The organism is Hymenobacter daecheongensis DSM 21074 (assembly GCF_900141805.1).
In the GTDB taxonomy this organism is placed as follows: domain Bacteria; phylum Bacteroidota; class Bacteroidia; order Cytophagales; family Hymenobacteraceae; genus Hymenobacter; species Hymenobacter daecheongensis.
In genome coordinates, this window is the sequence record NZ_FQYN01000006.1 from 102,777 (window position 1) to 126,648 (window position 23,872).

Annotated in this window: 25 protein-coding genes; 10 read left to right on the forward strand and 15 right to left on the reverse strand. The window is 60.0% G+C overall.

Annotation, left to right across the window (positions count from 1 at the left end):
* Positions 1–27: 27 nt before the first annotated feature.
* Positions 28–609 carry a DUF4142 domain-containing protein gene (locus BUB62_RS12580; protein WP_159437462.1) on the reverse strand — a complete coding sequence of 194 codons (582 nt, stop codon included), beginning with the start codon at positions 607–609 and terminating at the stop codon, positions 28–30.
* Positions 610–800: 191 nt separating this feature from the next.
* Between BUB62_RS12580 and BUB62_RS12585 the strand changes: the two genes are divergently transcribed.
* Positions 801–1,658, forward strand: coding sequence for a hypothetical protein (locus BUB62_RS12585; protein ID WP_073110577.1), 858 nt, complete (start codon positions 801–803; stop codon positions 1,656–1,658).
* Positions 1,659–2,010: 352 nt separating this feature from the next.
* Here BUB62_RS12585 and BUB62_RS12590 read toward each other — a convergent pair whose 3' ends face one another.
* The 3 genes from BUB62_RS12590 to queA all read right to left on the reverse strand — a co-directional run bounded on the left by BUB62_RS12590 (position 2,011) and on the right by queA (position 4,932).
* Entirely contained in the window at positions 2,011–2,790 is a 780-nt protein-coding gene (locus BUB62_RS12590) for an enoyl-CoA hydratase-related protein (RefSeq protein WP_073110579.1), read from the reverse strand.
* Positions 2,791–2,987: 197 nt separating this feature from the next.
* Entirely contained in the window at positions 2,988–3,725 is a 738-nt protein-coding gene (locus BUB62_RS12595; RefSeq protein WP_084539047.1) for a 2-C-methyl-D-erythritol 4-phosphate cytidylyltransferase, read from the reverse strand.
* A gap of 157 nt (positions 3,726–3,882) precedes the next feature.
* Positions 3,883–4,932: a tRNA preQ1(34) S-adenosylmethionine ribosyltransferase-isomerase QueA gene (gene queA / locus BUB62_RS12600; protein WP_073110581.1), complete on the reverse strand. Its 1,050-nt coding sequence runs from the start codon at positions 4,930–4,932 to the stop codon at positions 3,883–3,885.
* Positions 4,933–5,160: 228 nt separating this feature from the next.
* Between queA and BUB62_RS12605 the strand changes: the two genes are divergently transcribed.
* The 4 genes from BUB62_RS12605 (at position 5,161) to BUB62_RS12620 (ending at position 9,541) form a co-directional block, all read left to right on the forward strand.
* Positions 5,161–6,420, forward strand: coding sequence for an ABC transporter permease (locus tag BUB62_RS12605; protein ID WP_073110583.1), 1,260 nt, complete (start codon positions 5,161–5,163; stop codon positions 6,418–6,420).
* A 207-nt stretch (positions 6,421–6,627) separates the two neighbouring features.
* Complete coding sequence (locus tag BUB62_RS12610; protein WP_143164148.1) at positions 6,628–7,491, forward strand: LOG family protein; 864 nt, start codon at positions 6,628–6,630, stop codon at positions 7,489–7,491.
* A gap of 183 nt (positions 7,492–7,674) precedes the next feature.
* Positions 7,675–8,307: an RBBP9/YdeN family alpha/beta hydrolase gene (locus tag BUB62_RS12615; protein ID WP_073110585.1), complete on the forward strand. Its 633-nt coding sequence runs from the start codon at positions 7,675–7,677 to the stop codon at positions 8,305–8,307.
* A 67-nt stretch (positions 8,308–8,374) separates the two neighbouring features.
* Positions 8,375–9,541, forward strand: a complete 1,167-nt coding sequence (locus tag BUB62_RS12620; RefSeq protein ID WP_073110587.1) for a lycopene cyclase family protein — start codon at positions 8,375–8,377, stop codon at positions 9,539–9,541.
* A gap of 114 nt (positions 9,542–9,655) precedes the next feature.
* Here BUB62_RS12620 and BUB62_RS12625 read toward each other — a convergent pair whose 3' ends face one another.
* The 3 genes from BUB62_RS12625 to BUB62_RS12635 all read right to left on the reverse strand — a co-directional run bounded on the left by BUB62_RS12625 (position 9,656) and on the right by BUB62_RS12635 (position 12,148).
* Positions 9,656–10,432 carry an ABC transporter ATP-binding protein gene (locus tag BUB62_RS12625; RefSeq protein ID WP_394333426.1) on the reverse strand — a complete coding sequence of 259 codons (777 nt, stop codon included), beginning with the start codon at positions 10,430–10,432 and terminating at the stop codon, positions 9,656–9,658.
* 34 nt (positions 10,433–10,466) lie between these two features.
* Positions 10,467–10,688 carry a DUF2795 domain-containing protein gene (locus BUB62_RS12630; RefSeq protein WP_019948259.1) on the reverse strand — a complete coding sequence of 74 codons (222 nt, stop codon included), beginning with the start codon at positions 10,686–10,688 and terminating at the stop codon, positions 10,467–10,469.
* Positions 10,689–10,828: 140 nt separating this feature from the next.
* Positions 10,829–12,148 carry a DUF349 domain-containing protein gene (locus BUB62_RS12635; RefSeq protein WP_073110590.1) on the reverse strand — a complete coding sequence of 440 codons (1,320 nt, stop codon included), beginning with the start codon at positions 12,146–12,148 and terminating at the stop codon, positions 10,829–10,831.
* Positions 12,149–12,650: 502 nt separating this feature from the next.
* On the opposite strand from BUB62_RS12635, the gene ettA reads away from it, so the two are divergent.
* The 4 genes from ettA to BUB62_RS12650 all read left to right on the forward strand — a co-directional run bounded on the left by ettA (position 12,651) and on the right by BUB62_RS12650 (position 15,754).
* Positions 12,651–14,315 carry an energy-dependent translational throttle protein EttA gene (gene ettA / locus BUB62_RS12640; protein WP_073110591.1) on the forward strand — a complete coding sequence of 555 codons (1,665 nt, stop codon included), beginning with the start codon at positions 12,651–12,653 and terminating at the stop codon, positions 14,313–14,315.
* A 65-nt stretch (positions 14,316–14,380) separates the two neighbouring features.
* Positions 14,381–14,887 carry a hypothetical protein gene (locus BUB62_RS19055; protein WP_143164149.1) on the forward strand — a complete coding sequence of 169 codons (507 nt, stop codon included), beginning with the start codon at positions 14,381–14,383 and terminating at the stop codon, positions 14,885–14,887.
* On the forward strand, positions 14,856–15,278 hold the full coding sequence (locus tag BUB62_RS12645; RefSeq protein ID WP_234988689.1) for a helix-turn-helix domain-containing protein: 423 nt from the start codon (positions 14,856–14,858) through the stop codon (positions 15,276–15,278). The genes BUB62_RS19055 and BUB62_RS12645 overlap by 32 nt, the downstream gene beginning before the upstream one ends.
* Positions 15,278–15,754, forward strand: a complete 477-nt coding sequence (locus BUB62_RS12650; RefSeq protein ID WP_073110594.1) for a hypothetical protein — start codon at positions 15,278–15,280, stop codon at positions 15,752–15,754. The genes BUB62_RS12645 and BUB62_RS12650 overlap by 1 nt, the downstream gene beginning before the upstream one ends.
* Positions 15,755–15,858: 104 nt before the next feature.
* Here the strand turns inward: BUB62_RS12650 and BUB62_RS12655 are convergent, their stop codons facing one another.
* The 4 genes from BUB62_RS12655 to BUB62_RS12670 form a co-directional block, all read right to left on the reverse strand.
* A complete protein-coding gene (locus BUB62_RS12655; protein ID WP_073110595.1) occupies positions 15,859–16,083 on the reverse strand; it encodes a hypothetical protein in 225 nt (74 codons plus the stop codon).
* Between the two features lie 26 nt (positions 16,084–16,109).
* Positions 16,110–16,508: a DoxX family protein gene (locus tag BUB62_RS12660; protein ID WP_073110597.1), complete on the reverse strand. Its 399-nt coding sequence runs from the start codon at positions 16,506–16,508 to the stop codon at positions 16,110–16,112.
* 44 nt (positions 16,509–16,552) lie between these two features.
* Positions 16,553–16,972, reverse strand: coding sequence for a VOC family protein (locus BUB62_RS12665; protein WP_073110598.1), 420 nt, complete (start codon positions 16,970–16,972; stop codon positions 16,553–16,555).
* Between the two features lie 309 nt (positions 16,973–17,281).
* Positions 17,282–18,001, reverse strand: coding sequence for a hypothetical protein (locus BUB62_RS12670; RefSeq protein ID WP_073110599.1), 720 nt, complete (start codon positions 17,999–18,001; stop codon positions 17,282–17,284).
* 337 nt (positions 18,002–18,338) lie between these two features.
* Here BUB62_RS12670 and BUB62_RS12675 point away from each other — a divergent pair, with 337 nt between their 5' ends.
* Positions 18,339–18,659: a hypothetical protein gene (locus tag BUB62_RS12675; protein ID WP_073110601.1), complete on the forward strand. Its 321-nt coding sequence runs from the start codon at positions 18,339–18,341 to the stop codon at positions 18,657–18,659.
* Positions 18,660–18,811: 152 nt separating this feature from the next.
* Here the strand turns inward: BUB62_RS12675 and BUB62_RS12680 are convergent, their stop codons facing one another.
* The 4 genes from BUB62_RS12680 to BUB62_RS12695 form a co-directional block, all read right to left on the reverse strand.
* Positions 18,812–19,636 carry a hypothetical protein gene (locus BUB62_RS12680; RefSeq protein ID WP_073110603.1) on the reverse strand — a complete coding sequence of 275 codons (825 nt, stop codon included), beginning with the start codon at positions 19,634–19,636 and terminating at the stop codon, positions 18,812–18,814.
* Positions 19,637–19,669: 33 nt separating this feature from the next.
* Positions 19,670–21,490, reverse strand: a complete 1,821-nt coding sequence (locus BUB62_RS12685) for a patatin-like phospholipase family protein (protein ID WP_159437463.1) — start codon at positions 21,488–21,490, stop codon at positions 19,670–19,672.
* 308 nt (positions 21,491–21,798) lie between these two features.
* On the reverse strand, positions 21,799–22,245 hold the full coding sequence (locus BUB62_RS12690; protein ID WP_073110607.1) for a hypothetical protein: 447 nt from the start codon (positions 22,243–22,245) through the stop codon (positions 21,799–21,801).
* On the reverse strand, positions 22,242–23,822 hold the full coding sequence (locus BUB62_RS12695) for a membrane dipeptidase (protein ID WP_073110609.1): 1,581 nt from the start codon (positions 23,820–23,822) through the stop codon (positions 22,242–22,244). The genes BUB62_RS12690 and BUB62_RS12695 overlap by 4 nt, the downstream gene beginning before the upstream one ends.
* Positions 23,823–23,872: the final 50 nt, after the last annotated feature.

Below are 23,872 nucleotides of genomic sequence, written 5' to 3' on the forward strand. Positions count from 1 at the left end.
TTTGGTTGATTGGTACTCAGTGCGTTGTTACTTCATCTCCTGCACCTGGTCCTGCGTTTTGCGGGCCATGTCGAGGTGCTCTTTCAGCGTGGGCAGATACTTGGCCGCAAAGCCGCGAATGTCGCCGTCGTAGGCATCTTCGCTCATGTCGTCGAACCGCTCCACGTCGTTGGCGTGGTCGTCCACCATCATTTCCAGATACTTCTTGTCAAATTCGAGGCCGGTGAGGGCGGTTAGCTCGGTGTAAGTTTGCTGCTGGGCCTGGCCCAGGGCGGCGGGTACGGAAATGCCTTTCTGCCGGGCCAGCGCCTGCAACGCGGCATTCATCTGCGCGTGCTGGGCGGCCATGTGCTGCCCAAACTCCTTGGTGGCGGGCGTCGCGGCTTTCTGCTGGGCCAGCTTGCCTAATTCTACTTCCAGCAGCCCGTCGCTGGCCGCATCGACCATAAACTCGGCATCGCGCTCCTGCTTCTTGGTGATGTCGGCATCGCCAATGCGCTTTTCGTTCTCGAAGCGGGCCTCGGCCACGGGGTCTTTCTTGCTGCTGTCGGAGGAGCAGGCTACAGCGGCCAGCAAGCAGAACGGGAGCAGAAATCGGGTGGGTATCATGCGCATACGGCTAGGTAGTCAGACCAAAAACGGGCAGTGCAAGACTATACGCGGCCTGCCGCTAGTGGTTCGCTAGGGCAATAGTTCCCGGCTTGGATTATTTTTTCTCCGGTGCTTAAACTCGCACCCTATCCGTCCCTCCAAGAGCCGAATCTGACCAACAACTTCCCCACTTTTTCTTCCTTCTTCCCATGAAAGCTTCTGCCACTCTTCGCTCCCTGAGTTTCGCGGCCCTGGCTAGCACCGCGCTGCTTTTCGCCACCACCAGTTGCAACAAAGACAACACCGCTCCCGCCGACAACCTCGAATCGGCGGAGGATAACGGCAGCGCCGAGGAAGAAAACGCCGCCATCAGCGACATCATCAACGCCTCGGCCCCCGCCGATGCCAGCGTGGCCGGCAGCGCCCCCGCCGCCGATGCCGCCGACTACGAGAAAGTGCTCAGCCGCTGCGCCATCCGCACCTACGATGCCACCACGCGCACCCTCACCATCGATTTCGGCACCACCAACTGCGTGTGTGCCAACGGCAAAACCCGGCGCGGCAAAATCATCGTGCGCTTCAGCCCTGGCCCGTACCGCCAGCCGGGTGCCATCACCACAGTGACGCTGGACAATTACTTCGTGAATGACAACCAGCACACCGGCACCCGCGTCTTCACCAACACCGGCAGCGGCTCCTTCACCCTCGACGTGCAGAACGCCAGCATCATCACCCCGGCCGGTACGCATAGCTGGAACTCCCAGCGTCAGTACGTCTGCACCGCCGGCTTCGGCACCCCCACCATCCTCGACAATACCTACCAGGTAACCGGGCAGGCCACGGGCACCAACCGCAAAAACGTGAGCTACACCGCCACCATTCAGCAGCCGCTGCTGAAAAGCTTCGCCGTGGGCTGCGCCCGCCACTTTGTCTCCGGCACGGTCAGCATCACCAATTCCAAGGAGAAAACGCTACTGCTGAACTACGACCCCACCGGCTCCGCCGCCTGCGACAACATCGCCACCATCACCGTCAACGGCCGCACCAAAACCATCCGGCTGAAGTAGTTCTTAGTGTGCTGATATGCTAATATGCTGATGTGCTGATGAATGCCGCACAACGCAAAAGTGGCCGCCTCCGGAATGGGGGCGGCCACTTTTGCTTTTACTGACTGATAATCGGGCTACTGTCTCAGCCGCCTGCCAGAACAGCCGCATAGCGGCGACAGGTTTGTAGCAACAGTTACTTAGAAGGGTAAAAGCCGCGTAGCGGTGACAGAACCGCCCGAACGACTCTGTCACCGCTATGCGGCTTTGAACCGCTTTAGGCGCAATTCTCTACAAACCTGCCACCGCTACGCGGCTATTCTGTGGCTTTAGGTGGTCCATTCATTGGCTTGTGCTTTCCTTCGCAGAAAGCCTATTCGCCCCGAAACACCGGCTTGCGCTTTTCCGAAAATGCCGTCACGCCTTCCAGATAGTCCCGCGATTCGCCCGCAATCTGCTGGTAGTCAGCTTCCAGGTCCAGCACCTCATCCAGCGAGGCCGCGCCGGCTTTGTTCAGCAGCTGCTTAATCAGGCCGATGGATTTGGTGGGGGCCGCGGCGTAGCGGGCGGCCAGCGCGGCCACGGCCGCATCCAGCTCGTCGGGCGCTACCACCTGATTTACCATGCCCAGCCGCAGGGCCTCCGCCGCCGTCACCTTCGAGCCCAAGGTGCATAGCTCAAAGGCCTTAAGTGAGCCTACCAGCCGCGGCAGGAAATACGACGAGCCCGAATCCGGCACCAGCCCGATGTTGATGAATACCTCAATCAGCGAGGCTTCGGTGGAGGCAATCAGCGCATCGCAGGCCAGGGCCAGGGAGCAGCCCGCGCCAGCCGCCACGCCATTCAGGCGCCCGATAATGGGCTTGGACAGCTGGCGCATAGCCCGGATAATGGGGTTGTAGCGCTGGTGCAATGAATCGTAGAAAGTGCTTTGCTCGTCGCCCTGCGCCGCTTTCAGGTCCTGGCCCGAGCAGAAGGCCCGACCCGCGCCCGTCAGCACCACGGCCCGCACCTGGGTATCGGTGGCTACCTGCTTCAGCGCGTCCTGCAGCTCGTAGCTCAGCGCATTGTTGAAGGCGTTGAACACATCCGGGCGGTTGAGCGTGATGGTGGCCACGCCGTTTTGCACCTCATAAAGCAGGCTGGTATACATGGTGAAATGGTGAAGTTGTGAAAGGTGAATTTGTGTCATTGCAAGGCGCAAGCCGAAGCAATCCGTCCTCTCAAATGTACCCAACTCCTTTTCAGCAGAACGCCCCAACGTATGCGCCACATCGGGGCGTTCTGCCGAAACAAGACTTTTTACCTTTCACAGGACGGATTTTTTCACCACTTCACAATTCCACAACTTCACCTTTCCTGCCGCAGCAACGCCTCCGCCACTACCAAATCCTCCGGCGTAGTAATCTTCAGGTTCCGGTAGTCCCCTTCTACTATATGAATGGGGCAGATGTCTTCCACCACGCTGGCATCGTCGGTGAAGCTGGGCAACTCGGGCAGTTGGTAGGCGCGGCGCAACAGATCCAGGTCGAAGCACTGGGGCGTTTGCACCAGGCGCAGGCGGGCGCGGTTCAGGGCGTAGGAGCCGCGCTGGGCCAGGTTGCGCACCGAGTCTTTCGGGGTCACGGCCACCACCACGGCTTTGTGTGTTTCAGCCGCCGCGAAGGCCCGCTCAATCAGGGCGGCCGAAGCCAGCGGGCGCACGCCGTCGTGTACGGCTACCAGCCCATCCGGCGCGGCCAGGGCTGCCAGCCCATTGCGCACCGAGGCCCAGCGCGAAGCCCCGCCCGCCACCACCTGATGCGAAATCTGCACTTGGTGCTGCGCACACAGCTCCGACCACACCCCAAACTGCTCAGCCGGCAGCACCACCACCAGCTGCTCTACCCGTAGCGCGGCCTCCGCGAAGCGCCGCAACGTGTGCAGCAGTACCGGCTCGCCCAGCAGCTCCAAAAACTGCTTGGGCCGGTCGGCCCCCATGCGCGTGCCGCTGCCGCCCGCCACCAGTATAGTATAGCGTGGGGTCTTGGGGTCCTGGGAGCTTAGGGGCTTGGGGACTTGGGGACTTGGGGTCTTGGAGTCGTTCATGGGTTGTGGGCAGAAGCGGGCCGCAAAGTACGCAGCGTCCCCGAACGCAAAACGCCGAATACCCGGCAGGCATTCGGCGTTTTGTGGTTTCAGGAGAAGAAAAGAGCCGCCGAGAACAAAAACCAAGTTCCCAGGACCCTAAGCCCCCAAGACCCCACTACAGAATCAGCATGGCGTCGCCGTAGCTGAAGAACTTGTATTTCTCCTTGATGGCCAACTTGTAAGCTTCTGTCAGCAAGGCGTGGCCGGCGAAGGCGGAAGTCATCATCATCAGCGTGCTTTCCGGCATGTGGAAATTGGTGAGCAGCGCGTTGGCGATTTTGAAGTCATACGGGGGGAAGATAAACCGGTCGGTCCAGCCCTGGTTTTCCTTCAGGCGGCTATTGGCCGATACCGACGACTCCAGCGCCCGCATAGTAGTGGTGCCCACCGCGCAAACGCGCTTCTTGGCATCCAGCGCCTTGTTCACCACCGCCACGGCCTCGGCCGGCACGATGAAGTTCTCGGAGTCCATCTTGTGCTTGGTCAGGTCTTCCACATCTACCGGCCGGAACGTGCCCAGTCCGATGTGCAGCGTTACCGATGTGACATCTACGCCCTTGATTTCCAGGCGCTTCATCACCTCGCGGGTGAAGTGCAGGCCCGCCGACGGCGCGGCCACGGCCCCCGTGTGCTTGGCATAAATGGTCTGGTAGCGCTCCTTGTCGGCCGGCTCGGCTTCGCGCGTGATGGCTTCGCGCGGCAGCGGCGTTTCGCCCAAGTCGTGCAGCGCTTTGTAGAACTCCTCATCCGGGCCATCGAACAGGAACTTAATGGTGCGGCCGCGGGAAGTGGTGTTGTCGATAACCTCGGCCACCATGTCGCTTTCGCCGAAATACAGCTTGTTGCCGACGCGGATTTTGCGGGCCGGATCCACCAGCACATCCCAGAGGTGAATTTCCTTGTTCAGCTCGCGCAGCAGAAATACTTCGATCTTAGCGCCGGTCTTTTCCTTGTTGCCGTAGAGGCGGGCCGGAAATACTTTGGTATCGTTCAGCACGAAGGCATCGCCTTCGCCGAAATACTCGATGATGTCCTTGAACACGCGGTGCTCGATCTTGCCGCTGTCGCGGTGCAGAACCATCAGGCGTGCCTCGTCACGATTCTTGGCCGGGTGCTGCGCCAGCAGGTTTTCAGGCAGATCAAATTTGAACTCAGACAGTTTCATGGGCAGCTTATGGGCACTATGAGGGGAAGCTAACAAAATTTTGGGTTGGCAAAAGTACATAAAATGGCCGGATAAATCCTTACTTTTCGCCCGAAAGCGGCGAAGTGGTGAGATAGTGAGATGGTGAAATAGTGAGTTTGATGTTCGGTTTGCGCCGAATGCGCCACTTGCGCCAGCAGAACATTAAACTCACCATCTCACCATCTCACCATCTCACTAAATCCTCTGATGCTCGCCCTGCGCCTGACTCTGGAAAGCTTCCGCTTCGCGTGGCAAGCCCTCAAATCGAACTTGCTGCGCACTATATTGTCGCTGCTGGGGGTCACGGTGGGTATTTTCGCCATCATTGCCGTGTTTGCCGTCGTCGATTCTTTGGAAGCCAACGTGCGCCAGAGCATGAACTTCGTGGGCGACAAGGTGATTTATGTGGATAAGTGGCCGTGGGTATTCGACCCCAAGTTTCCGTGGTGGAAGTTCTTTAACCGCCCCGTGCCCACCGTGCGCGAGTACCGGCTGCTGCAAAAAACGCTGGGCGAAAACAGCAAAGGCGTGGCCATTTTCGCCACCAACTCCGGCAATACCTTCAAGGCTGGCTCCAACAGCATGAGCGGCGGCCTGCTGCAGGGCGTGACCTACGACTTCCGCAAAATCTCCGACGTGCCGGTGATGGAAGGTCGCTACTTCACGCCCCAGGAAATAGAAAGTGCCCGCGGCGTGGCCGTTGTGGGCCACGAGGTGGCCAAAAACCTCTTCCCCAACGGCTCGGCGCTGGGCAAGGTGCTTAAGGCGCGGGGCCAGCGCTTCGTGGTGATTGGGGTGATGGAAAAAGCCGGCAAAAACGTGCTCGGCATCACCGGCAACGACAATAACTGCATCATTCCGTTCGGCATGTTCACCAAGATGTTTGCCCTGAACACGGGCGGCATGACCGGCGTGACGCCCTCCATCGGCGTGAAAGGCAGCGACGCCGACCCCGGCCTGCTCGACCTGGAATATGAGTTGAAAGGCGTGCTGCGCAATATTCGCGGCCTCAAGCCCCGCGCCGAAGACAACTTCTCCCTGAACCGCCCCGAGATGCTGGCCAACGCCATTTCCAAGCTGTTTTCCATCATCGGGGTGGCGGGGGCCGTCATCGGCTCGTTTGCTATGCTGGTGGGCGGCTTCGGCATTGCCAACATCATGTTTGTGTCGGTGAAGGAGCGCACCAATATCATCGGCATTCAGAAATCATTGGGGGCCAAAAACTACTTTATCCTGTTCCAGTTTCTGTTTGAGGCCATCTTTCTGTGTCTGCTGGGCGGGGCGGCGGGCATCTTCCTGGTCTTCCTGATTACTCTGATTCCGCAGGACTCGCTGCCGCTTACGCTGTCGGCGGCCAATATTACGCTGGGCCTCACCGTGTCGGTCGTCATTGGCATGCTGGCCGGCATCATTCCGGCGGTGCTGGCTTCCAACCTCGACCCGGTTATTGCCATCCGGTCGAAGTAGCCGGGCCGGCGCGACCTAACTCAAAGGCAATGGGTTAGGCCAGATGTTAACAAATTGTTAACTTGCGCGTCGCTACTTTTGGTCGCTCCGCACTTGTGGGGCGGCTTTCTTTTTGCCAACTACCTAATATTCTTTCACCTGCGGGTCGGTCGTACCGCTACGGGCGTTTCTGCCTTCTTCCGGCCCTGCCAATCCCACTCCGTAGCCATGACCAAACTCAAAAAAACGAGCCGTACCAAGCTCTCCGATGAAGTGCTGAACGCGGGCAGCGGCCAAACCATCCGCCAGCCCAACGTCAACGATAACAAGGTCAAAACCATCAGCGACATCCGCGAGCAGACCCACGGCGAGCGAACCGTGCAGGTCGATGATGAGCAGCGCATCCGCAAAGCTTTCGTGGACAAAGACTGGAACGAAATCAAGATTGCCGACTCCTGGCAGATCTTCAAGGTGATGGCCGAGTTCGTGGAGGGCTTCGAGAAGATGTCCAAAATCGGGCCCTGCGTGTCCATCTTCGGCTCGGCCCGCACCAAGCCCGACAACCCGTATTATAAGATGGCCGAAGAAATTGCGGCTAAGCTGGTGCGCCACGGCTACGGCGTTATCACGGGCGGTGGCCCCGGCATCATGGAGGCCGGCAACAAGGGCGCGCACTCCGAAGGTGGCCGCTCGGTGGGCCTGAACATTGAGTTGCCTTTCGAGCAGTTCAACAACATCTACATCGACCCCGACAAAATCATCAACTTCGACTACTTCTTCGTGCGGAAGGTGATGTTTGTGAAGTACGCGCAGGGCTTCATCGGTATGCCCGGCGGCTTCGGCACGCTCGATGAGCTGTTCGAGGCCATCACGCTGATTCAGACCAAGAAAATCGGGCGCTTCCCTATCGTGCTGGTAGGTACTAAGTACTGGCAGGGCATGTTCGACTGGATTCAGCAGGTGATGCTGGAAGACGAGCAGAATATTTCGCCCGAAGACATGAACCTCGTGCAATTGGTAGACGATGCCGAGTCGGCGGTGAAAATTATCGACGACTTCTACTCCAAATATCTGCTTTCGCCGAACTTCTAAGCGTTGGGCGACAAGTAATTAGAAAAGGCTGGGCGCTTGCGTCCGGCCTTTTTTGATTGTTTTGCTTGCGAGCCGCCTTCGGTGGTACTATTTTGTGTTGGATTTACTTAATCCGGGGCTTTATACCCAAGCCCTGCGTATCCGTGCTTTACTGTTCATGTTTTTCAGCTGTTCTTTTTCCTTATGAGCGCAATCAAACACATTTATGTAGTGCCCCGGTGGGCCGGCTCGGCCACCGATGACTGGTATCCGTGGCTGCAACAGCAGCTAGAGGCCGCCGCTGATCCGCTTTTCACCTATAAAGTGCATCTGCTCACGATGCCCGCCTGGGACCTGCCTACCATTGAGCACGCCAATAACTACCTGGCGCAGGTGCTGCCGACGCAGTTGAATGAGAATATCTACCTGGTGGGGCATAGCGTGGGGTGCCTGGCCATTCTGCACTACCTGGCTCAGACGGCCGCCGCGCACCCAGCCGGCGAGAATATGCCGCAGGTGGGTGGCGTGCTGTGCGTAGCGGGCTGGTTTTCAGTCGATAGTCCGTGGCAGGATATTCTGAACTGGATTCACGCACCCATCGACTTCGAAGCGGCCCGCCGCCTCATTCCGGCCGGCAAGCTGACCGTGCTGCTCTCCGATGATGACCCATATACTTCTGGCTATCAGGAAAATGAGCGGCTGTGGGTAGAGCGGCTGCGCTCCAACGTGAGCATTTTGCCCGGCCGTCAGCACTTCAGCACCCGCCTCGATTCGGATATTCTGGATGCCATCCGGGAGCTGGCCGAGGCTCCAGCCGAGTCGGGAGTAGTGCGCTAAAGCAGGCTTTAGGGCGAAAAGTACCCGCCGGAAACATTATTCCGTGGCGGGTGCTTTTCTTGTGCCTGTGAACCACGATTTCGATTACCTCATTGCCGGCGGCGGCGCGGCCGGCCTGAGCCTGGCCTACCACCTGAGCCAGGAGCCACTCTTGGCCACCAAGCGCGTGCTGCTGCTGGAGCCCGAGGCCAAGGATCAGAATGACCGCACCTGGTCGTTCTGGGCCGATGCGCCCACGCTGTTCGACGGCATTGTGGCGCATGAGTGGGGGCGGCTGGCGTTTCGCAGTCCGCAGTTTGAGCGGGTATTTGAGCTGGGGCGCCACCGCTACAAGATGATTCGGGGGCTGGATTTCTACCGCTTCGTGCGGGCCGCGTTGGCCGCCAATCCGCAGTTTAGCTGCGTGCGGGCGGCGGTGAATCAATTGAAAAACACGCCGACGGGCGTGGTGGCGCACACCACGGCCGGCACCTTCACCGCCCGCTACGCCTTCGACAGCCGTCCGCCCGCCCTGGAGCAGCAGCCCGCGCGCTACCGCTACCAGCTGCAGCACTTCGTGGGCTGGGAGGTCGAAACCGAGGAAGATGCCTTCGACCCGACTACGGTGGAGTTCATGGATTTTCGGGGCGAGCAGCACCACGAGGCGCGGTTCATGTATGTGCTGCCCTTCACCACCCGCCGCGCCCTGGTCGAATACACCTTATTTTCGGGTGAGGTGCTGCCCAAATCGGAATACGAGGCGGCGATGCACGTCTATCTGACCCAGACGCTGGGGCTGACGGCGTACCGCGTGACAGCCGAGGAAATCGGGGCCATTCCGATGACGGACCACCCGCTGCCGGCCGGGGTGGGGGCCAACATCATCAACCTGGGCACCCGGGCCGGGCGGGCCAAGCCTAGCACGGGCTACGCGTTCAAGCGCATTCAGGCGCACAGCGCCCGGCTGGTGGCGGCTCTGGCTGCTACCGGCACTCCACCGCGCCACCTCACCGGCGACCAGCCCCAATTCCGCCTGTTCGATACGCTGCTGCTCGACATTATGCAGCGACAGGGTGAACGGACCCGCGACATCTTCGCCGAGCTTTTTGCGCGCAATCCGCTAGAGCGCATCCTCGATTTTCTGGATGAGCGCACTTCCTGGCGCGAAAACCTGCAAATCATGAATTCCGTGACGCCCTGGCCGTTTCTGCGCTCCATCGGCCACGTGCTCCGCTGCCGGCCGGGGAAAAGGTGAAATAGTGAGATAGTGAAATGGTGAGTTTGATGCTCCGCTTGCGCGATCCGCGCGTTTGGCGCAAGTGGCGCAAGCGGAACATCAAACTCACCATCTCACTATCTCACCATTTCGCTACTTCACCGCCAGGCTCTCTTCGCTTTCCAGAAAAGCCCGCTCGGCCTGCACTACGGCCGCCGACAGCACCTGCAACCGGGGCTGGGGGCGGGAGAGATTTAAGATATAGCCGGGCAGGGTGGCGAGGTTGTCGAGGTCGTGGGTGATGCAGAGGATGATTTTGTGCTGGTCCGTGACCCAGCTTTGGAGCAGATCGAACACGCGGCGGCGGTAGTACACGTCGAGTTGCTGGGTGGGCTCGTCGAGGAGGTAGAGGCGGGCATCCTGCAGGGCGAGCTGGGCCAGCCACACCAGCTGCTGCTCACCGCCCGAAAGCTCGGTAAAGTCGCGGTGGGCGAGGTGGGCGGCACCCACGCGGGCCAGCGCCTGCTCGGCCAGGGCGTAGTCGGCGGGGCGGTAGGCGCTCAGGAAGCCGTGGTGGCGGAAGCGGCCCATCACGACCAGCTCGCGCACCGCAATGGGGAAGCCTACGGCCCCGCGCTGGGGCAGGTGCGCCAACAGGCCCGTGGCCGCCGGCCGCCGCACGCCGCGCAAATCCTGCCCAGCTACCCAAACCGCGCCCTGGTACGGAATCTGGCCCGTGAGGGCGCGGAACAGGGTGGTTTTGCCGCAGCCATTGTGCCCGATGATGGCCACGAAGGTCGGCTCCGGCACGCACAAAAAAAGGTTGCGAAGCAGAACACGCTGTTCATACCCCGCAACCAGATTCTGAATGGTGAGTGTTGAATGTTGAGTGTTGAATGCCTGATGATTTGCCTTTTGGCCAACGTCAATCATTCAAAATTCAGCATTTAACCCTCAACACTTCCTAGTATTCGTCCTCGTTGAACATGAAGTCCTCCTTGGTCGGATAGTCGGGCCATACTTCTTCGATGTTTTCATAGGGCTGACCATCGTCTTCCAGCGCCTGCAGGTTCTCTACCACCTCCATCGGAGCGCCCGAGCGGATAGAGTAGTCAATCAGTTCATCCTTGGTGGCAGGCCAGGGGGCATCTTCCAAATAAGAGGCGAGTTCGAGAGTCCAATACATAGTCGTGGGTGCTACAAAAAAAAGGTGGGCAAAAGTAGTGGTTTAAAGCCAATTATCCGGCGGGGGCAACGAAACAGAAGCTCACGGCCGGGTTGGGGTTGCTTTAGCAGGCACAACGTAAAACCAGGCCGAATGTTGGCTTATGCGCCCAGGCGCTTGCGCAGCACCTCAATCAGCTCATTTTTGGTGCGGGTTTTTCGCTCGAAAGCCCGGATTTTTCCCTGGAGCATGGTGCGGAAAGTTTCGTTGCCGGGCGAGTCGCTGAGCTTGCCCAGGTTTTCTTCCAGCACATCCTGCTCCTGCCGGTCATACTTGAGAAACTCGCGCAGGGCCTGAATACGCATGTTTACCTGCTCTTCGGGCGTGCCGGCCGGCCCACCCGAGGCGGCCTGCCGCTTGCGCACAAAATGCTCCAGGGCACTCATCTCAAACACCTTGTCGCAGGCCAGGATGAACTGCTCCCACACGCGGTCCGACTCTTCGCCGCGCACGGGGCCCACCAGCTTCCAGGCCGCCTGCAGCTCTTTGGCCCGCGTCACGGCCTCGTTCATAGGGCGGTTCAGCAGGGCGTCGGCCTCAGCTACCAGGGCGCGCTTGCGGGCCAGGTTGTCGTCGCCGCTGCCCGTGCCGACGGGAAGGCCCTCGGGGCGGGGCTTGGTGCTGATGTGCTCTTTCAAGCGCTCAAAAAAGTGGTTGTGGGCCGCCCGGAAGCGCGTCCAGAGCTCATTGGCCTGCTTGCGCGGCAACGAGCCGCCCACTTCGCGCCAGTCGAGCTGCAGCTGCTTGAGCTTCTTGGTGGTTTCGTCGAACTCGGTGGAGTTCTGCAGGGCTTCCGACTTATGAATCAGGTCTTTGTACTTGTCGTAGACGCGGTTGGTCATGGCCTTTTTCTCGGCGATGAACTCCTTTTTGCGCCGGAAAAAATCTTCGACGGCGGCGTGAAAGCGGGTTTCCAGCTCGTCGGTCAGCTGCTTCTCCACGGGGCCGGTCTTGATCCAGCCTTGGCGCAGGTCCTTGAGCTTGTCGCCGGCTTCCTGCCAGTCGATGGTGTCGCGCAGGGCCTCGGCCTCCTGAATCAGGCTGATTTTGGTGGCCAGATTTTTCTCCCGGTTGCGGGCAATGGTCACCTTGATGGCCTCTTCGGCGGCGCTGAGGCGCTGATGAATGGCTTCAAAGTCGCCGAGGCCGTCGTAGGTGGCAATCTGGTCTTTCAGGTGCAGCGCCTTCATCAAAAACGAGCCCTTGTTTTCCGACTCGTCCATTTTCTGCAGCAGCTCGTCTACTTTGCCCCGAAACGCCTCGAAGCGCTGGGCGAAGTAGTGCAGGGCCGCTTCCTCCGATTCTTTCACCAGCCCTACCTGCCGGGCGGGCAGATCCATGAAGGCGCGCAGCCACACTTGGTCGCCCTCGGTGTAGCCATAACGGCGGGCTTCGGCCAGCAGGTGGTCATATTGTTCCATAAAGTGAAGAGCGCCGGAAGGGCCGGGCGAAGGTGGTGGTCGGAAGGAAAATCAGGGCGGAATGCTTTACAAGTTTACGGCATGGCGGGCAAATAAGCTGCTTTTGCCCGCTGCTGCCCCGGCCGGGCCGCTGCCGGGCGGGCGGGGGCAGCCGGCGGCGCACCAGCCCCCGCCCGCCCGGCGGTGGGTTGACCAACGTAAGAAAAAGCCCGAAGGTTGAGCGCTGATGGCCGCGCTAAGCGCATTGCGCTCAGTCGGCTTGGCCGCCAGCTGGGGGCTGGCCGGCCGGAGAAGGACGCTTGGGCGCCGGCGCGCCCCGCCCGGCAAGAAACCCCGGGGAGCGCGCCGCTGGTTTCGGTTAAATACCTGAAATTTGACCCCGGCAGCAAGTAGGTTTGGGCCGGCCGGAGCGCGAGCCAAGCGCCAGGCGGCCGGCCACCGCGCCCGAACCTGCCCGTTGCCCCGTTTCTCACCCGAATTTCATAGCCCAAGAGCCTCCAGTATGAGCGACCAGACGATTATCTTTTCCATGGCCGGCGTGACGAAAGTCTATCCGCCGCAGAAAACCGTGCTTAAAAACATTTACCTCTCGTTTTTCTACGGGGCCAAAATCGGGGTGCTTGGTCTGAACGGCTCGGGCAAGTCCTCGCTGCTGAAGGTCATTGCCGGCGTGGATAAGCAGATTCAGGGCGACGTGGTGTGGTCGCCGGGCTATTCGGTGGGCTACCTGGAGCAGGAACCCCAGCTCGACCCCACCAAAACAGTACTCGAGATAGTACAGGAAGGCGTAGCCGAAACGGTGGCTTTGCTGAAGGAATTTGACGAGATAAACGAAGCCTTCGGGGCCGAAGATGCCGACTTCGACAAGCTGCTGGAGCGCCAGGGCACCGTGCAGGAGCGCCTCGACCAGCTCGATGCCTGGAACCTGGACAGCAAGCTGGAGCGGGCCATGGATGCGCTGCGCACCCCCGATGCCGATGCCATTGTGGGCAACCTCTCCGGCGGTGAAAAGCGCCGCGTGGCGCTCTGCCGCCTGCTTTTGCAGGAGCCCGACGTGCTGCTGCTCGACGAGCCTACCAACCACCTCGACGCGGAAAGCGTGCTGTGGCTGGAGCAGCATTTGCAGCAGTACAAAGGCACCGTGATAGCCGTAACCCACGACCGCTACTTCCTCGACAACGTGGCGGGCTGGATCCTGGAGCTGGACCGCGGCGAGGGCATTCCATGGAAGGGCAACTATTCGTCGTGGCTGGAGCAGAAGTCGAACCGACTGGCGCAGGAGGAGAAAACCGAGAGCAAGCGTCAGAAAACGCTGGCCCGCGAGCTGGAATGGGTGCGTATGTCGCCCAAGGCCCGGCAGGCCAAGAGCAAGGCCCGCGTGGCCGGCTACGACAAGCTGGTGAGCGAGGAAGCCAAGGAGAAGGAGCAGCGCCTGGAACTGTTTATCCCGGATGGCCCCCGCCTAGGCGGCCAGGTTATCGAGGCCCACGGCATCACCAAGGCCTTCGGCGACAAGCTCCTGTTCCAGGATCTGAGCTTCGCGCTGCCGCAGGGCGGTATCGTGGGCATCATCGGGCCCAACGGCGCGGGTAAATCCACGCTGTTTCGCCTCATCACGGAGCAGCTGCAGCCCGACGCGGGCACGTTTGAAGTAGGGCCCACGGTGCAGTACGCCTACGTCGATCAGCAGCACGACACGCTGGACCCCAATAAGTCAGTGTTTGAAACCATTTCGGGCGGCACCGAAACCATGCTGCTGGCCGGCCGCCCGGTAAATGCGCGCTCCTACGTGGGCAACTTCAACTTCCGCGGTGGCGACCAGGAAAAGAAGGTGGGCAGCCTCTCAGGTGGCGAGCGAAACCGGGTGCACCTGGCTACCACGCTCAAGCAGGGAGCCAACCTGCTGCTGCTCGATGAGCCCACCAACGACCTGGACATCAACGCCATCCGGGCGCTAGAAGATGCGCTGGAGAACTTCGCCGGCTGCGCCGTCATCATCAGCCACGACCGCTGGTTCCTGGACCGACTGGCCACTCACATTCTGGCCTTCGAGGGCAACTCGGAAGTGGTATGGTTTGAGGGCAACTTCTCCGACTATGAGGAGGCCAAGAAGAAGCGCCTCGGCGACGTGGAGCCCAAGCGCGTGCGGTATCGGAAGCTGGGGTAGGGAGAGAATCAAGGCTGGCAATGATTGGCGTTGGAATATTTTTCTACCTTTGACTTAACTTTTAAGTGAAGATTACGGTTGAAGTCGTATGGTTTGCCGAGGGGCTGAAAGCTCGTTTATACTCTGTTCGGTTGCCTGGGCAGACTGCTCCGGAGACAGTACGGTTCTTCAACCGCATGTCTGCTCACCCGAGCTATGAGTCTGATACCCGATTCGCCAGTGCTTTGCGAACCTTGCTCGATTGGCTGGATCGAATTATCCGGCTGGAAGGGGCGTTGCTGCGCTTCTTTCGGCCGGGCGAAGGCCAGGGCCATGCGCTGCCTATAGATAAAGGTCCGCTGCGCCTGTACTGCTACCGGCTCGATGATCGAAACTTATTGGTTTGTGGCGGTGGAATCAAAGCAAGTCAGACGGTGCAGGAAAGTCCGGATTGTCTGCCTCACTTCAACTTGATGAATTGCGTAGTAAAGGCGTTGCGCCGACGGCATATCGGCCCGGAACGGCTGCCACAAGATGCTTCTCAGGCTTACTTACTTGAAATTGAAATTCCTGACGATGAACACCCTGGCTGATTTACTCGCCCAAACTGCTCCCCGCGAAGAGGAAAAGCGTTTCGTGGACAAATCCATGCAACTATCCGGTCTTATCTCGGCGGCTATGCAGCGGCAAAGGCTAACGCAGAAAGCATTGGCTGATTTGTTGGGTAAGAAAGAGTCGGAGGTGAGTCGTTGGCTGAGCGGGCTGCACAACTTTACCCTCAAGACATTGACCCGCCTAGAGGCCGTGTTAGGTGAGGATCTGGTGCTGGCCTTCCGCGACCAGGCGGCCGCTCCAGCCGTTATCGCCCCGGCCAAAGCCCAGTGGGCCGAATCGGGCAACGACTGGCAAGCAGCGCAACAAGGCAAAAGCCGGAGCCAGGCCAGCGGGCCCGAGGAACTCTATTCACTTACCCAGGCGGCATAATGGCGAATTCCTCTGAAGCGGCAACCGCTCCAAAATTTGTGGCCGATGCGCTGACAGTATGCAAAGTGCAGGTGCTCCATCTGTCGCTAGATGATACGCTACCGCCCCTGGCCGGCAGCAGTCAGTACGCCTTTAAGTCAGAAGCGGATATTCTGTTTAATGCGCTGGAAGCCGACCAGCTACGGGTAGATGTGCATACAACCATTATGGTACGCGCGAAAACCCGGCCAGCCGGAGCCGGTAAGATGCGCGTACGGGCGCAACTAGCGGTGGTGTTCCGCTACCAGGGGTTGGATAATTTGCGCCAAACGGGCAAGCTGCCGCTGCCGCTGGCCTGGACGGCGGTCAGCTTGGCCTATTCTACCATGCGGGGGCAGTTGCAGGCCCGACTGGCCGGTACATCTTTCGGAGAAGCCTGCTTGCCCGTCGTAAGCCCGCAACAACTGTGGCAGCCCCCCGCGCTTGCGGCGGAGTAGTCCGTCTTTTTTCCAGCACAAGCGCCACCGGAAAGCATTCTGGTGGCGCTTGTGCTTCGTGGCATCAGGGCAATGGATTAGAAAGCAGTTGCCGGCGCGGCCGGCTACACGTCATCGGGCAATACTTCGGCCTCGAAGCCAGCGGCACGCACCAGCGCAATCAGGCCGGCGGGCGGAATGAAGCCGCTGGGGTGTTCTACCCGCAGAATCCGGTCGCAGTCGTCCAGGTCGAACGTAGCGCGGTAGTCGCTGAACGTGTGGTGAATGCGGGCCAGCAGCAGCCGGGCATGGTGCCGGGCGCTGACGTTGGTTTTGAATACTTCTATCATAGCGGGGCAAGCCGGTATCCCGGCGCTCAGGCGAGGCTTGCGGTGGGGCCGGCAAGCGCGCCGGCTTCCGCTTTGCGGCGGTTCAAATGATAAGAGGCCGCAATCAGCAGAAAGCCGATGAAGATGGGCAGCCAGGCGCTGGGTGGGTCGCCCACGGCGATGCCCGAGTACAGGGCTCCGCTCAGATCGAACACGAAGCCGGCGTAGGCCCACTCGCGCAGGCGCGGAAAGCCGGGCACCAGCAGGGCCGCCACGCCCAGCAGCTTGGCTACGCCCAGAAACGGCAGCAGGTAGGCCGGGTAGCCCAGATGCTGAAAATATGCTACCGCCTCGGGCACGCTCAGCACATCGGGCACGGCGGAGGCGGTCATCAGGGCGGCCAGCAGGCCGGTGGAAATCCAGTAGAGCAGGTTGGTCTTTTTCATGGCGGAAGAAGGGCTGCGTTTGGAGGTAGCGGTAGCAGAAGTGACTACTGCGCGGGCTTGTCGTAGTTGAGCAGCCAGTCGATGCCAAACCGGTCGGTGCACATGCCGAAGGTGGCGTTCCAGAAGGTGTCTTCCAGCGGCATGGTCACGGTGCCGCCGGCCGAGAGCTGGGCGAACAGGCGCTGGATTTCGGCCGGGCTGCCGCAGTCCAGCGAGAGCGAAACCATGTTGCCCTTCACTATTTTCTGCATCCCGGCATCGGAGGCCATCAGCGTGAAGCTGTCGGTGGTGAGGGTGGAGTGCAGCACGCCCTGTTGGGCTTCGGCGGGCATCCCTTCCGCGGCCGGTGAGTCAGCAAACGGCTGAATCATCAGCTCGCCGCCCAGGCACTGCTGGTAGAAGGTCATGGCCTCGCGGCAGGTGCCGTCGAAAGCGAGGTAGGGGTAGATGGAGGGTGTTTTCATGGCGTGGGGGATGGGGGTTATGGGGTTGATTTATGCTAATAAAGATAGTAATATTTTCCAAATGGTATATCGTATAGCCAAAATAATTAGTAATAATATGCTTCGTCAAGGGCAGCAGAGCTTGTATCACCTGCCAACCCGCTTCCCGTTTTTAGGGGCTGCCTGTCGCTGTCATGCGGGAGTAGCAAGGAAGGGTATCTGTCGAGAGCCTACTCTTTGCGAGGTGATAAATTGATTCAACAAAAAAGCAGCCCCGCCCACACTACTGCGGACGGGGCTGCTGCTTATTGCGTCAGCGTCAACCAAAACCTACCCTACCGACGGCGCGGTTTCGCTGTCGGCGGCCGCTTTCGCCGCTTTGCGGGCTTTGGCGGCGGCGCTACGGCCGTAGCTGGCATCGTCTACGCGCATGGCTTCGCGCAGGCGGGCATAGAGCAGCGGGTGCGTGTCGGTGAGCAGCTCCGTGGCCGAGCGGAAGTCGTCTTTGAGGTAGCGGTTCAGGTCCTGAATCAGCTGGGCGGTGGCGGCGGTGGTTACCTTGCCGGCCTCGGTAGCGGTTTTGGGCTTGTCGATGCTGTCGTTGTAGGTCTGGGCGGCGGTGGCCAGCTGCTGCACCGCGTCGGGGCTCAGGTTGTAGCTTTTCAGGCTGGCCACGCGCTGGGTGGCGGCCTTGCTGACGGCTGCGGCCTGCTCATTAAACAGCAGCGCGCTCAGGTTGCGGTAGTCGCTGCGGGTGCGGGGCAGCGTGCGGGCTGCCTCCAGGTTCTTTTCCTTTTTGTACAGCAGATACAGCGCATTGGCCGCCTTCACCAGGCCCGCCGTCAGCGCGTCGCGGTGCAGGCCCTTCTGCTCCGTGGCCCCCTCCGATTTGCGCCGGGGCGACAGGCCCGCCACTAGCGCCAGCTTCTGCCGAAACTCCTCGGCCACCTCGGCAAAAGCGGCCACCGCTTCTGTTTCCTGCGGATACAAATCTAATACTTCGGCCACTTTGCGGTGGCGCAATACCTGGGCTGCTTGCTTGCGGTCCATAATAAGGAATGATGAAAAGGTGGGAATTGGATTACACTGGGAAGATGCGCAGCCGATGCGTCATTTCATAGCTCCGGCGGCTTCCCGCCCTGCCCGCCGGCCTTCCCGGCACCGCCGGCCCGATTTCCGCACCCACCGCCGCCATTTTTACTTCCGACGTTAGGATAAAATAGGCCGTCAATAGGACTTCCCGGTCCGCCGCCGGCCTTCCCGCCGCCGCCGATCCGGTTCCCGCGCCTGCCACGGCCATTCCCGGCGTCGCCGATAGGATTTCTTCAGGCACCGTCGCCCTTCCCGCAGTGGCGGAAGGGCATTCCGCCGTTGCCGCGCTCATTCCATGCGTCTGCGCTGCTCCCTTGCCCGCGCGCCCGGTTGCCTGACGCGGTGGTCAGATGGCGGCGGGCAGCAGCGCATCGTGGCAAAGCTGGAGCAGCTGCTCGGGCAGTGCGCGGCGCTGGAAACCCGCATCCGGGAAAGCCGCCGACTGGTTCAGCCGCTGCCGCAAACTGCCCTGCGCGAGGCCCTGGCCCCGCCGGCGGGGGCGGTGGCGGCGGCCGAACACGCACCCGAGGCCGCCGCCGCCCGCCGCGGCCGCCCGCGCAAGCCGGTGTTTCAGGAAGGCCAGCAGATGGATTTCGACGGCCTGCTGTTCGAGTAGGTGGCCAGCCGCGTAGCGAAGTTGTGGCAGGTATGTGGGCGGTGCCCTAGTTGCTGAGTCGCGTAGCGGCGACAGGTGAATATTGAACCGTGCAACCGGCACTCACTTGGCCTTGCCAGTTGGGCAGACGTGCGCAATGCAACTGCTGGCGCTTAGTGCTTACTTGGAAGAACTGAGCGAGATGGGGTAGTACAGTTAAAATTTGAGAGTCTACTTGTCATCTCCTTACGATAGGGAAGAGGCGTTATGCAGTTTATGCAGGAGGCATCCAGAAGTATTGCTGCTGATCGGATGTCGTTGTTCGTATCAGTCTTAAGGATAAAGCAGTGCGGATACTTCCGCAATGCCCTCACAATCAGATTTTGATTGGTAGCGGGCTGTAAATGGTGGTCTATGTCATTGAAGGTAAGATTAAGCGCTAGCGTGCGGTTGCCTTCTGTGGCACGTTTAAGCGTGTCGTTGGGTACTACGGCCTGCGCTCTGGCGATAATGTCCAAGGCGGCAGCCTTTACCAAGTCATCAATTTCCTGTTTAAGAGCAGAGTTGGCCATTTCTATTCCAAAGCCGTGGCTCATAATGCTTCGTTTAAGCGTTGACGAGTCATGCTGTGCCACCGCCAGTAAAAAATTGTCGTCGGCTTCTGGGGCAACATTGTAGCGTATTTGCGAATCAGTGATTTGATACCAGCCCGATTGCCGCATCAAGGTTACTACCGCTTCATGAGTGGTTTTTACTCGTTGCTTTTTATCAATTAGGATAACACCGTACACCAACAGCGGCAACAAACCAACTATGACTAGGCTAGGGAGGCGCCACCGGGGCCAAGCCTCGGATTCATGCAAACCATATGCTTCGATCACCTTGTAAAATGCCAGCGCTAGAGTGGGAGCGAGCAACAAATACAGCAATAGCAAAGTCCCTCCCGGCGCATACCATAGAAACTTCACGTACTCACTAACCTGGCCTGCTTCGAGCATCGTAGTGCGAGTTAGAGTAAGAGAAAGGAAGTATCACTGCAGCAAATCCACCTCCCGCAGTTCCTCCCGTATCTCATGCATTGCCTTTGCGTGCAGTGTGTCCAGCACCCGGCCTTTGGCAACCCAATAGTTGAGCCGGAGCCACCATTTGGCCGCGCCCTGTTTCGGGAATTGGCTGGGCAGCAGCCGCAGCAGCCGGTCGATACGGGCGCGAAGCAGGCGGCTTATCTCCCCGTCTAGCACGCTCGCAGCCATGCGCGCTGACGACCACGCAGGCGCCGGCACCTCTACGGCCGAGGAGCCGAGCAGCGGCAGAATCGGCAGGCGGGGGCCGCCGATACCGTCCGGACGGTTGGCGTGCCACTTGGCTATCTGCTCCGTGCTCAGATGCTGGTGCCAGTTGGCGAATAGCGCATTGTTCTCGCCGCCAGGCGCGGGGTCGGCGGGCAGCGTGAACCACTGCCGCAGAAAACGCTGGCAGTTGCGGCGGCCCAGCTGGTAGTCGTGCTCCCGAAACGCCTGGTGCAAAAATCCGCCGAAGGCCCCCACGGTGGCACCCGCCAGGTGTGGCTGTTTGCCTTGGCGCCCTTCCCGAATGGGTGCCACCACAAAGCGGTTATGCACATCCAGGTCCAGGGCCCGTAGCAAATCTTCGGTTCGGAAACGGGCCTGATTCTGTAAGGCTGTGTATAGGGCCGGTATTACCTCGCGCATCTTCCGTCCCAGCGGTGCGTACAGGCCATCCTCCATATTGCTCGGGAAAGGGTCAATGAGCAACACTGCTCGGTCGGCCTTTTTGCCCTCCGGTTTGTTTTTGCCGTCCGCAATAAGGGTGCGACGCACCAGGTTCAGGGGCTCGTTGTCGGTCATTCCTCCATCCACAAACAAGTACGGTGCCCCGTTGGTATAGGGAGAGTCTTGGCTGGGGGCCCCGTGCCGCCGTACGTGCGCTGGCCGGGTGGGTTCTTTCTGCCACCAGGGTTGGTAGTGGTCGTAGTGCTGGTTAGTGAAACTAAGCTGCCGGTTGAGCAGCGCTATCGGAAAGGCTCCTGTGGCCAAGGCTGCTGTTTTCAGCAACTCCCAATTTGCGGTTTCGTTGGGCGTAAGCGGGGCAGTTGGAACTGACACGGGTAGTACCTTCAGGGAAACATTGGGGGCAATAGGGGTACTTGTCGTAGCAGCAATATCGTTCGGGGTGGGCTGGCTGGCAGAAGCTGGCTGCCGCAGCCGGAATTGGATGTGCTCGGCGTGGTCGGTGAAGCGCTGGGTAGCCCCGCCCGTCTGCGTCACCTCATAGGTGAGACCATTGAGATTGGTCAGGGTAAGGTAAAAATCAAGCTGCTTTCCCAGCCAATCGGGCCAGCGAGGCGAAGCGGGCAGCGTCAGAGCCTCGTCGGCAATAGTCTGTAATACAGTGCAATTCAAGAGGCTTTCTAACTCTTCTAGGTTGCCGTAGCGGTTCAGGTCGCTGGTATCAAGCAGGGCCCGTATGTCAATCTTATGTACCCAGGCATCATAGAAGCGGCTGGTGTTGCCGTCGAGAACGGCAACGGCGGTAAGGGCAGCACACATTCCCCCGGCCGAGGCCCCACCCATTGTTTTGAGCCTTACTTGGTGAATAGGCTTGGCTTCCGGCCAGCCAAATGCCTCCTGCTGCAAGGCCGGATTATACCAGTTGTCAAGGGCCTCAAACAGAAAATTGATGACACCGGCTGTGTAAGCGCCCGCCGAGATGGCCCCGGCCATCACCAGCCCGATTTCAAATATGGGGGGCACTGGCTGCGAAGTTCCGCCGCTGTCGGGCTGCGTGGCCGCATCGGTAGCCGCTGAAGTAGCGGTGGTGGGGAGGGACATGGTTTCCATCAGTAAGGAACTGTTGCAAATAGTGAGGAGCAACTAGCAGGTGCCTGAAGGTGCATCGTATCTGCGTTTCCTGCATCCGTGCGACCACTGAATTTTGCCCTGTCTGCCAGCCACTCAGGTGTCCAATAGCAGCCACCTAGCCTTCACTATGCGGTTGTGGCGCTATGAACTCCACAAAACAGCCCCGCTCACGGGGCTGCTCCTTTCCGGCACCAACAGAAACTTACTCCATCGGCGGCGCGTCCCCATTGCCGGAGTTAGCGGCAACTCTTGTGGCCTGCCCGGCCACTTTGCGGGCCTTAGCTTCGGCGCTGCGGCCATAGCCTTGTGTGGGTAGACAACATCGGATGCGTGGCGATGAGCAGTTCCGTGGCAGGCCGGAAGTCGTCCTGCCGGTAGCGGCTCAGGTCCTGAATCTGCTGGGCGGTGGCGGCGGTAGTGGTTTTGGGCTTGTCGATGCCGTCGTTATAGGTCTGGGCAGCCAACTGTTGCAAGGCATCGGGGCCCAGGTTATAGCTCTTCAGGCAGGCCACGCGCTGAGTGCTGGCCTTGCTGATGGACGCGGCCTGCTCATTAAACGGCAGTTCACCCAAATTCAGGTTGGGTACCTCGTCGCGGAAGGCATTGGCCAACTGCTGGCGCAGGTAGCATCCGCGCGTGGCGCGTGCCGCCAGAAGCGCCTCGTTAACCCAGAAAGCGGCTTGGCTGCTAGGCCAAACAAACTCGATGACGGATGGCAGACTCATGGGGCGGGGTCGTTGAAATGACGTTCCAGAAAGCGCCAGGCATTGCGCCAGAGCAGGTCGCGCACCCGCTCCCGCACGTTGTTAGGGTTAAGGGCATCGGCAGGATCCCACTTTCCATCGGCCAGCCCTGCCAGGCGCTGTACCAGGGCATCTTCCACATCGTCGAAGTCCAGCGCGGAGCGGCTGCACCTGAGTGGCGCAATCAGGCCGTCAAAATCGGAGCCGATGCACAGACAGCGCCAAGTGGCCGGCCCGCCCACGCGCACCATGTACAGAATCTGGTAGGCCAGGAATTTGAGATGTCGTCGGCGGGTGCGCTCAAGCCAGGAAATGCCGGCATCATCATCGGGGGTGGCGCGACCCATTTCCTGGTCCTCAGCCCACGCATCATCGGCCATCAGGTCTTCTTCATCTGCTACGTCGGCATCTTCGGCCGCATGTCGGCGCGGGTTTTCCAGCAGGGGGCGTTCTGGAATCAGCTCGTACTCAGCCCGGCTGAAAATTTCCTTGGCTGTTTTATTAACCCCGGCAATGCGCTTATCAAGCGATAAGCCAATCAGCCCCCTGGAACGGACGATTTCCTGAATGTCTTCGTCGTACAGATTAATGGACCAGCAGTTGAAATCCTCAGGGGTAACGCCCGGATTAAGCCCGCCCTGATGGTAGTGCACCACCACCAGATCAGGATCGGTGCGGTGGGGTAGGGCCTTGCGGATGCGCGGCGCGCGGGCACTGCAGCCGGTGGCAGCCCCGTGGCTAAAGATGATGGGCGCGGTCGTAAATTCCTGCGTCCGCAGGGCATAGTATTGAAGGCGGCTTTCCCGACTCATGTGCTTCACATCAATAAGCACCCCGGCACGCAGGGCTACCCGGATCAGATCGGCTCCTACCGTTGTCAGCCCCGCCCTACGCGGATAAAAGCCCGGGTGGCGGGTGATAGGCATGGGCCCGACTTTCATGCGCATCCCAAAGGCGTGGGTGCAGATATAGTTGTCGGTGAGGTGGGCCAGGGTGAGATACAGGAAGCGGTGGCCCTCCGTCAGCAGGCGCAGCAGGTTGTCGGCGGCCGTCAGGCCCGCTGGGTCACTGAAAAGACAGTGCGCACCTTCAATGGCACGGATGATATTCAGATCTTCGGGCTTGTAATCAGACAGGCGGCGCAACACCCGCACGTACTGCCCCTGCGGGCCGCGCAGGTTGTCGGGCAGCAGGTCCAGGGAATCACGCAGGTGGTCGAAGTAAGTGCGCTGTCCCGGCTCGCCCACGCGCGCCACTTCACGTAGCAGATCCGGGTTCACAAAGGCGGGAATATGTCTGGCCACAGTATGAAATAAATCACTCTGTACCATGCCCACTTCGGGCGAGTGATGTACAGATACGCTCAGGTTCACCTCACCCTGCTGCAGTTGGTAGAGGTTAGCCTGGTGGCGCAGAATATCGCGCATAAACAGTACCTGCACCGAGGCTTTGGGTATCTCATCCTGCTCGTTGGCCCACACGGGCCGGCGGTTGGCCGTATGCGTTCCACTCAAATGGGCTTTGAGCACGGGGTGGGCATGCAGGTCGAAGTAGGCCATAGTCGGCTGGTTGAGGGGTAAGGGGCTATTGTAGGCTAGAGGCCATATCA